We start from the raw sequence: 7,413 nt of genomic DNA on the forward strand, positions 1-7,413 counted from the left end.
CGGATACAGTCCATCGATTCTCGAACAGCGCCCACAGGAGTCCCGCCCAGAAGCAGCCGATGATGTTGACGGCCGCCGTCCCCCAGGGAAAGGCAGCGCCGGTGAGATTCTGGACCAGTCCGGCCAGGGCGTAGCGGGCGACAGTGCCGAGCGCTCCCGCCAGAGCGAGCCAGGCGATCTTCTGAATCATCCGATATCCTCGTCTTCGTTGGTCGATCGGGTCACGTCAACGTTCTCGAGCGTTCGTTTGAATTGTACGATTCGAAATGTCTCTGAGAAGCCTATGTGCGAAAAGAACTTCTGAGCCAGTACGTTTTCGAGATCGGCATCGGCCGCCATGTCACGGCAACCACGTGCACGAAACCAGTCTGCCGCGAAGTCGATCATGTTGCGACCCTCTCCCTTACCTCGATACGGCGGCTCAAGATAGAGGGCTTCGACATACCCCACCGGGCCGCCGAGGCAGCCGTCCACGAAGTTTCGCAGCGACACCTCCATCAATCCCACGTGCTCGCCTTCCTCTGTAGTACCGAGAAAGGCTGTCGCCTCAGGTGAGGAATGGATCAAGTCCATCTCCTCGCGATGGTGGTCACGATCGAGATCCGCAAACAGTTTCTGTCGAAGCTGCAGCCAGTCGGGGAATCGGTCGGATGTGATCTCAAGGAGTTTCATAGTCAATAGTCAAGCTCGCATGCTCAAGTGTCGTTGTCATCAGAATGCCCGGGGTCTACATCGCTTCGTCAAATTCGTCCCGGTACCTGGCCACGCCCACGACTCCGCTCATCTTCCGCTCATCGAGAATGATTGCCATGAACGCCTCGTCCGGCACTCCGGCCCACTGGCAGATCAGTCCAAACTCGGAAGCCGGACGAAAGCCGAACCGCGGATAGTATGCCGGATGGCCGAGCACAATCACGAACGGACATCCGGACCTCCGCAATTGCTCCAGTCCGGTCTCGACGAGACTCGAACCGACCCCCTGTCGCTGTGACCGGGATTCGACCGCCATCGGTGCCAGGCCCATTCCTACTACGTCGCCACCGACCGACACCACTGTGGCCGGACTGAAGAGGATGTGCCCTACGACACGACCATCTTGCTCCGCAACGAGCGACAGTGCGGAACTACATGCTTCGCGAATGGCTTCGACGATATCGGCTTCATCAGGTCCATCAAAAGCCACTTTGTTTAGCGCACGGATCGCCGATGCGTCTGCGGGTTCTTCGTTTCGAATTGTGACCGGGGGAGTACGAATCATGGTGAGGCTACGGCGTCAACATCTCGGTGGAATCAGCCCGAACCTTGCAGGCTCGGCAACCAGGCCTCTGCAATCGCAATCGTTGCCGGAATCCAGTCCACTGCGGCGTGTACCAGTATTGGTGCAGTAAGATTGTAGCGAGAGCGGATAAACAGCAGACCAATAATAACACCACCTGGCACTCCGTTCGCAAACGCGAGCTGCACAGCATGTCCCAGATCCCCTGCACTTGGCCAGGCTGCATTCAGATAGGCATAGGGTACGTGGTACAACGAGAAGGCGATCGTCGCGACGAGTACACCCACTGTGTTGGAACCCGTTCGTTCGGTCACGCTGCGCTGGATCAATCCTCGGAAGAAGACTTCTTCGGTAAACGCCGCCGTCACCATTATGAGGAGGAATGCGGTTGGTACGAGCCACACTGCATGAGATGAACTGAGGATCGGATCGAGAGCGGCTCTCTGACGGCGATTCATTAATTGGACGATCTGTAGCGCGAGAACCAGGACTACTGCAATCGCCATACCCTGGCGGGGTGGAGGCCAGAAGAGTCCGACCTTTTTGAGCGTGGCCTTTGCACCGAATTCTGGATCTGATCGACGACGTGTGTACCAGAGTCCGAGTAACGGAATGAGGACGAGGGTACCCCAGTGCGCGAGTTCACCTTCCTGGTGAAAGAAGAGATAGATGAGATACAGAACAAAGTAGACAAGAAGCCACGCTGCCGGATTGCGGACCTGGGAGGTCGTGGCGTCTTCCAACACTCACACCGTGCGTCTGGTAACTGGCGTGGCCTGCGGTGCAGTAACAAGACGGGTTTCGGCGGCTGAATTGTCGGGGCCCTGACATCTCCTGTGGGTCAGGTTATCCGGCTGATTCGGAGTCCTCCGTGCGTCGACGCAACAGACATCGTAATTTGTGCCGATGAACATCTCCGCCATTATTCTCGGCCTCCTTCTCGTCCAACAGGTACCGGGTGACCACAGTGGGCGCTCGGGGCAGATCAATATCGTCGTTCCGAGACTTGAAGCCGGAGCCGAAATCGACGGTGTGCTCGACGAACCGGCATGGGGCCAGGCCGCAAGGCTGACCGATTTTTCGCAGTATCAGCCCGTCGATGGCAGGCCGGCCGAGGATCCGACGGAAGTCCTCGTATGGTACTCACCGGAAGCCATCCACTTCGGGATTCGCGCCACCGAGATGCACGGTGACATTGTCCGGGCCACGCAGGCAAACCGTGACAATATCGCGAGTGAGGATCACGTCTCGATTCTGCTGGACACCTACAACGACCGGCGTGTTGCCTTTTTGTTCAGCGTGAACGCGCTCGGGGTACAGGCCGATGGCACGCGAAGCGACCAGTTCGGTGGAGGCGCGGGCGGCAGCTCGGCAACCGGCGGCGGCACGGGCAACATAAATCCCATGGATGGCAGCGTCGACCTCAACCCCGACTACAACTTTTTCTCCAAGGGCCGTCTGGTTGACGGAGGTTACGTGGTAGAAGTCCGAATACCATTCAAGAGTCTCCGCTACCAGGAGGGCTCGGTCCAGGATTGGGGAATCCACGTATTGAGAAGGGTCCAGCATTCGGGTTTTCAGGACAGCTGGGCGCCAGCGGTACGAGCCAACGCGAGCTTTCTTGCGCAGGCGGGCACACTCAGCGGACTTCAGGACATGAAGCGCGGGCTGGTGCTGGAAATCACACCTTCGTCGACGGCGCGGTTCGACGGCGACAGGGCGGACGACGGGTCGTGGGGATACTCAAGCGGGGGATCATTGAGCGGAGACGTCCGATGGGGGATCCGAGAGAATGCCACCCTTACCGGCACCATCAACCCCGACTTCTCGCAGGTGGAGGCCGATGTCGGGCAGGTGGTGCTGAACGAGCGTTTCGCATTGTTCTATCCGGAGAAGCGCGCGTTCTTTCTCGACGGCCTGGAGCTGTTCGATACGCCAAGCCAACTCATTTATACGCGCCGAATTGTTGATCCCGAGGCAGGCCTGAAGCTCGGAGGCAAGGTGGGGCGCCTGAACGTCGCGACGATTCTTGCGGCAGAGAGTCGCGACTACTCCGAATCCGGCGACGACACTCCCGTGTTCGCGATCGCCCGATTGAGGAGTGACATCGGCAGAAGCTCCACCGTTGGTGGTGTATTGACAACTCGTGAGGACGGAGGCAGCTACTCCCGGCTGGCAGGAGCCGATCTCCGCATCGTGCACTCAAAGCTCTATTTCGCTCAGTTTCAGGCGGTTCAATCCTGGACCGAGGCGGGCGGCGCTCCGTCGAATGGTCCTCTGTTGAGCGCCGTCTGGGACCGAACCGGGCGCAACTGGGGCTTCAATTACAGTGTGACGGCAATTGCTCCAGATTTCGAAGCAGCCGCCGGATTCGTCAACCGAACCGGGACATTTGCAACGCGTGCGTTCAACCGGCTCACGGGCTACGGTCGGAAGGACGCGTTGATCGAAACGTATGGCGCCTTCTTTGGGATCTCACGGCTGTGGAGCTACGACGATATCAGTGGCGGCACAATAGAGGGTGATGAATCCATCTTTCCCTCAGCCACGTTGCGCGGCGGGTGGCGACTAAGCGGATCGCTCTCAAGGAGTTTCTTCAGCTTTGAGCCTGATGCCTATTTGAACTATACCGTTGAAACAGATCCGGCCATGGATCCCGTGGCTTTCACCGTGCCCCCAAAGGAAACGGACCTGTGGACGGGATCTGTGGGAGCCACCTCACCCACCTACCAGTACCTGACGGCAACTGCGAGCTTCGGGTTTGGTGAGACACCGATATTCCGCGAGGCCGCGCCAGGCCGGCGCCGAAGCATCCGGGCAACTGTTGACGTTCGACCGACGAATTCCCTCCGCGCTACGCTGCAGTTCGTTCGGCGTACCCTCACAAGGGCGAGGGACGACTCTCGGTTCTCAACGGAGAATATTCCCAGGCTCAAGGTTGAATATCAGATCACCCCGTCGATCTTTGTTCGCTTCATCGGGCAGTACACGGCCCGAACGCGTTCAGCTCTCGTCGACAGAAGCGGCGACGCAATATTCGTAGAGAACGTTCGCGACACCGGCGACACGTCAAACGAATTCCGCACCGACTGGCTGTTCAGCTACCGGCCGACACCGGGCACTCTGGTGTATTTCGGCTACGGGGCAACGATGGACGAGCCGGGTGAGCGGCGGTTTCGAGAACTGTCCAGAACTGCGGACGGCTTCTTCGCGAAGGTGAGCTACCTGTTTCGGATCTGACCAGCGGTCGGGCTGACGTGGACAACGCAGCCGTCAGCGCGACTTGTCAGCACGCATCTCCGTTTCGCGATCGAGGATGCTCCTTATCTGCTCGATCACCGGATCGCCCTTCGTGTACTGCTTTCCGTAGTCCAGGTTGAAGTTGTAGTCGAAGTCTTCCGGATTCTTCCCCTGGTTATGCTGGAGAATGGTCTCCAGTTTGTCGAGGGCTTTCGCGATCCTGGCCTCTGGCGTGCTGGCCGCCTCGTACTCATCCCAAAGCTCCGTTATCTGGTCCCGGGTGTGAGTCGGGAGAGGTTGAAGAAGTTGCAGGAGATCCTCTCGCTCCTTCGCGCTCTTGTCTTCTCCGGGTTTCTGCTCAATTGCGGGAATATCGCCGCCGATCGCCTCTCCCAGGTCGTGGATAATGCACATCTTGACCAGTCGTGCAAAGTCGACCTCCGGGAACTGCTCTTCCAGTACGACGGACATGAGGCAGAGTCGCCATGTATGCGCAGCGACGCTCTCCGGACGACCCTCGGTCGTGAATGCCGTTCGCGTTAGATCCTTCAGTCGTTCCGCATCGCGGAGAAACTGCAGCGTCCCGAGTAGCTCTGAATTCTTCATGTGCCCGCGTGCGCTCGACAATAGATTCTAGAAGGAATAACCGACGTGCAGTCCGGGCCAGATTAGGTACTCGTCTTCGACGATCAATCCGTAAAGCGTTCCGCGAAAAACGAACCCTCCCTGTGCACGGTACTCGAAGCCGACTCCGAGATACCCGAACAGTTCGCCTCCGGCGGGACCATCGTCGAAACTGCCGGTAACGGGAACGATTCCGGCGGTGGCAAACGGCGTTCCGTCCTTCGGCAAGAAGTATGCTCGAACGCCGACAGGAAATGCGGCGGCAAAGGCCCCGCTTCCGCCGAGTGCGGCGAACCCGACTTCAAATCCAATGGTTTTCGAAACCATTCGCTGGTAAGAGAAACTGTACAACGCAGCCTTTCCAAGCAATTCGATGCCGAAGTCACTTCGCAGAGAATCTCTGACCTGCCCGACTGCCGGCTGAACCATACCAAGTCCGAGAATGATGGCGGAAAAGCAACGAAGTGTCTTCCTTTTCATCAGGCGATACCTGTGCAGATGGGTTGGACGCTCGCAATGTCGAGATAACGAGGCACTTCAACAACGAATTGTGGTAGAGCTGACTACCTGACCACAATAAACATCCTGGAGAACGCAGCCTTCGCGTCCTCAATTCTGGCGACATAGACGCCGGGCGACAGACCGGTCACGTTGACGTCAACGGTCGATTCGTCTCGTGCCACGATTGAATAACTCTCAAGCTGCCTTCCCAGCACGTCGAACACTCTGACATGTCGGCTCGATTCCCCGCGCCCGGGGAAAAGAAATGTAACCACCTCTGATGCCGGATTGGGGTACAGCTGTGGCTCTTGATTCTGCCTTCGTACGCTCTCGTTCGAAGTGATCACGACGCCGCCAATGGACGCCCATTCCAGCGTGCCTCCGCCCCACGCGCCGCCGTGCCACACGAGTCCAATGCCACGACAAAAAGAGTACGACCATTCATCGTCGACGTACTGCGGGATGTCGAAGTGCAACCTGACACAATCATCGAATGTGCCGGCCGGTACGTTCTCCTGAGAACGGCGTTCGATGGTCACTCGAAATGTGTCGGCACCCGGCCACGCACCTTCCTTAACGTGGTATACAGAACTGTCCGGTAAAGAAAAATCGTACAGGACATACTCGGTCCCGTTCTCAATCCGGATAACCTGATTATTCGAAACCCGCATTGTGTCGGGGCTCCGTCGACCCTGTATTCCCTCCACGATGACGTAGTCATGCTCGCCACTGTTGAATTCGCCGCCGACCCAAACCGAGTGAGTACCCGGATATGAGATATTGAAGACGGCAGAGTCCCCGGGACTGTAGGGGAAGTACGACAGCTCTGTAGTCTGCGCCTGAACCAGCCGGCACATCATGCACAGGATGAAGACTCCACGAGCAACCTGGGTGGCGACACCTGTGAACTTTGAGTAGACCATCCGTGAGACCTGTCATGCCTCGGTGAGGGCTCTGAAACTCGTTCAGTCGATCCTTTCATTCGACCACTGGGCGGCCTCGTGCGTCCGAATCGAAGCCCGCCAGAATGCGATGAGCGACAACAAAAGGATCAGCACCCACAGAACAAAATGACGGTCGACTCCGGTTCGCTCGATCGTCTCCATTTCAAACCGACCCGCGATGTCTGTCCACCAGTATGAGAAGTTGACTACATCGACCAGCGTATGACTGATGATGCCCGGAATCAGCGAGCCGGATACGCGCGCGAGGATTCCCCACAGCACACTCACTCCGAAGATGTGAACAAGCACGAGCGGCGCCCAGGCCTGATGAAGGTGTGAGAGCAGAAACACGACCGAGACGATGGTGATGGCGGCTCCCGGTCCATACCGGTTCTCGAGAGGAACCTGCATGTAACCTCGGAAGCCCACTTCCTCCGTGATCGCGGCAGTAGCAGCAGCAACGACCACAAAAGACCAGGCAACCCAGGTCGCAGTGCCGCCAAAGTCGAAGCCGAGAGACCAGGCCTCAGCCGGAAACTCCACAATTCGAAAGGTCACCACCAGACCGGACTGGACGACCAAAACAACGAACACGGCTGCGAGCAGGCTCCAGATCCAGACGCGTACCGGCATGCGTGTGGCGCGGAAGTTGGTACTCTTGAACTCCACCGTCGAGCCCGGCCACCAACGTCCGCGTAGGTACTGCACGTACACGACAAGTACGACGGCCATCGCGAGGAATGGCCATGGCGGCGGGAGAAAAATCAGAAAAGCGGTCCAAACGAGAGAGCCCGCAATCGCAAAGACGAGGAATCCGATGACGACGGC

At 58.1% G+C, this 7,413-nt stretch carries 9 protein-coding genes; 1 reads left to right on the forward strand and 8 read right to left on the reverse strand.

Annotated features, from left to right (window positions below; all coding sequences use genetic code 11):
* From HKN37_08800 to HKN37_08815, 4 genes are all read right to left on the reverse strand, one after another.
* The coding region (locus HKN37_08800) for a chromosome condensation protein CrcB (protein ID NNE46745.1) at positions 1–190 on the reverse strand (190 nt) is incomplete at its 3' end.
* A complete protein-coding gene (locus HKN37_08805; GenBank protein ID NNE46746.1) occupies positions 187–672 on the reverse strand; it encodes a GNAT family N-acetyltransferase in 486 nt (161 codons plus the stop codon). The genes HKN37_08800 and HKN37_08805, both read right to left, overlap by 4 nt.
* Before the next feature lie 55 nt (positions 673–727).
* Complete coding sequence (locus tag HKN37_08810; protein NNE46747.1) at positions 728–1,258, reverse strand: N-acetyltransferase; 531 nt, start codon at positions 1,256–1,258, stop codon at positions 728–730.
* 32 nt (positions 1,259–1,290) lie between these two features.
* Positions 1,291–2,022, reverse strand: a complete 732-nt coding sequence (locus HKN37_08815; protein NNE46748.1) for a CPBP family intramembrane metalloprotease — start codon at positions 2,020–2,022, stop codon at positions 1,291–1,293.
* A 160-nt stretch (positions 2,023–2,182) separates the two neighbouring features.
* Between HKN37_08815 and HKN37_08820 the strand changes: the two genes are divergently transcribed.
* Positions 2,183–4,516: a carbohydrate binding family 9 domain-containing protein gene (locus HKN37_08820; protein NNE46749.1), complete on the forward strand. Its 2,334-nt coding sequence runs from the start codon at positions 2,183–2,185 to the stop codon at positions 4,514–4,516.
* A 33-nt stretch (positions 4,517–4,549) separates the two neighbouring features.
* On the opposite strand, the gene HKN37_08825 is transcribed toward HKN37_08820, so the two are convergent.
* The 4 genes from HKN37_08825 to HKN37_08840 all read right to left on the reverse strand — a co-directional run.
* Positions 4,550–5,122: an HD domain-containing protein gene (locus HKN37_08825; GenBank protein ID NNE46750.1), complete on the reverse strand. Its 573-nt coding sequence runs from the start codon at positions 5,120–5,122 to the stop codon at positions 4,550–4,552.
* A gap of 27 nt (positions 5,123–5,149) precedes the next feature.
* Positions 5,150–5,620, reverse strand: a complete 471-nt coding sequence (locus tag HKN37_08830) for a hypothetical protein (GenBank protein ID NNE46751.1) — start codon at positions 5,618–5,620, stop codon at positions 5,150–5,152.
* An 83-nt stretch (positions 5,621–5,703) separates the two neighbouring features.
* On the reverse strand, positions 5,704–6,564 hold the full coding sequence (locus tag HKN37_08835) for a T9SS type A sorting domain-containing protein (protein NNE46752.1): 861 nt from the start codon (positions 6,562–6,564) through the stop codon (positions 5,704–5,706).
* A 42-nt stretch (positions 6,565–6,606) separates the two neighbouring features.
* Positions 6,607–7,413, reverse strand: an 807-nt coding sequence (locus HKN37_08840) for a CPBP family intramembrane metalloprotease (protein ID NNE46753.1), incomplete at its 5' end; no start/stop codon positions are given.

It is taken from the genome of Rhodothermales bacterium (assembly GCA_013002345.1).
GTDB lineage: Bacteria > Bacteroidota > Rhodothermia > Rhodothermales > JABDKH01 > JABDKH01.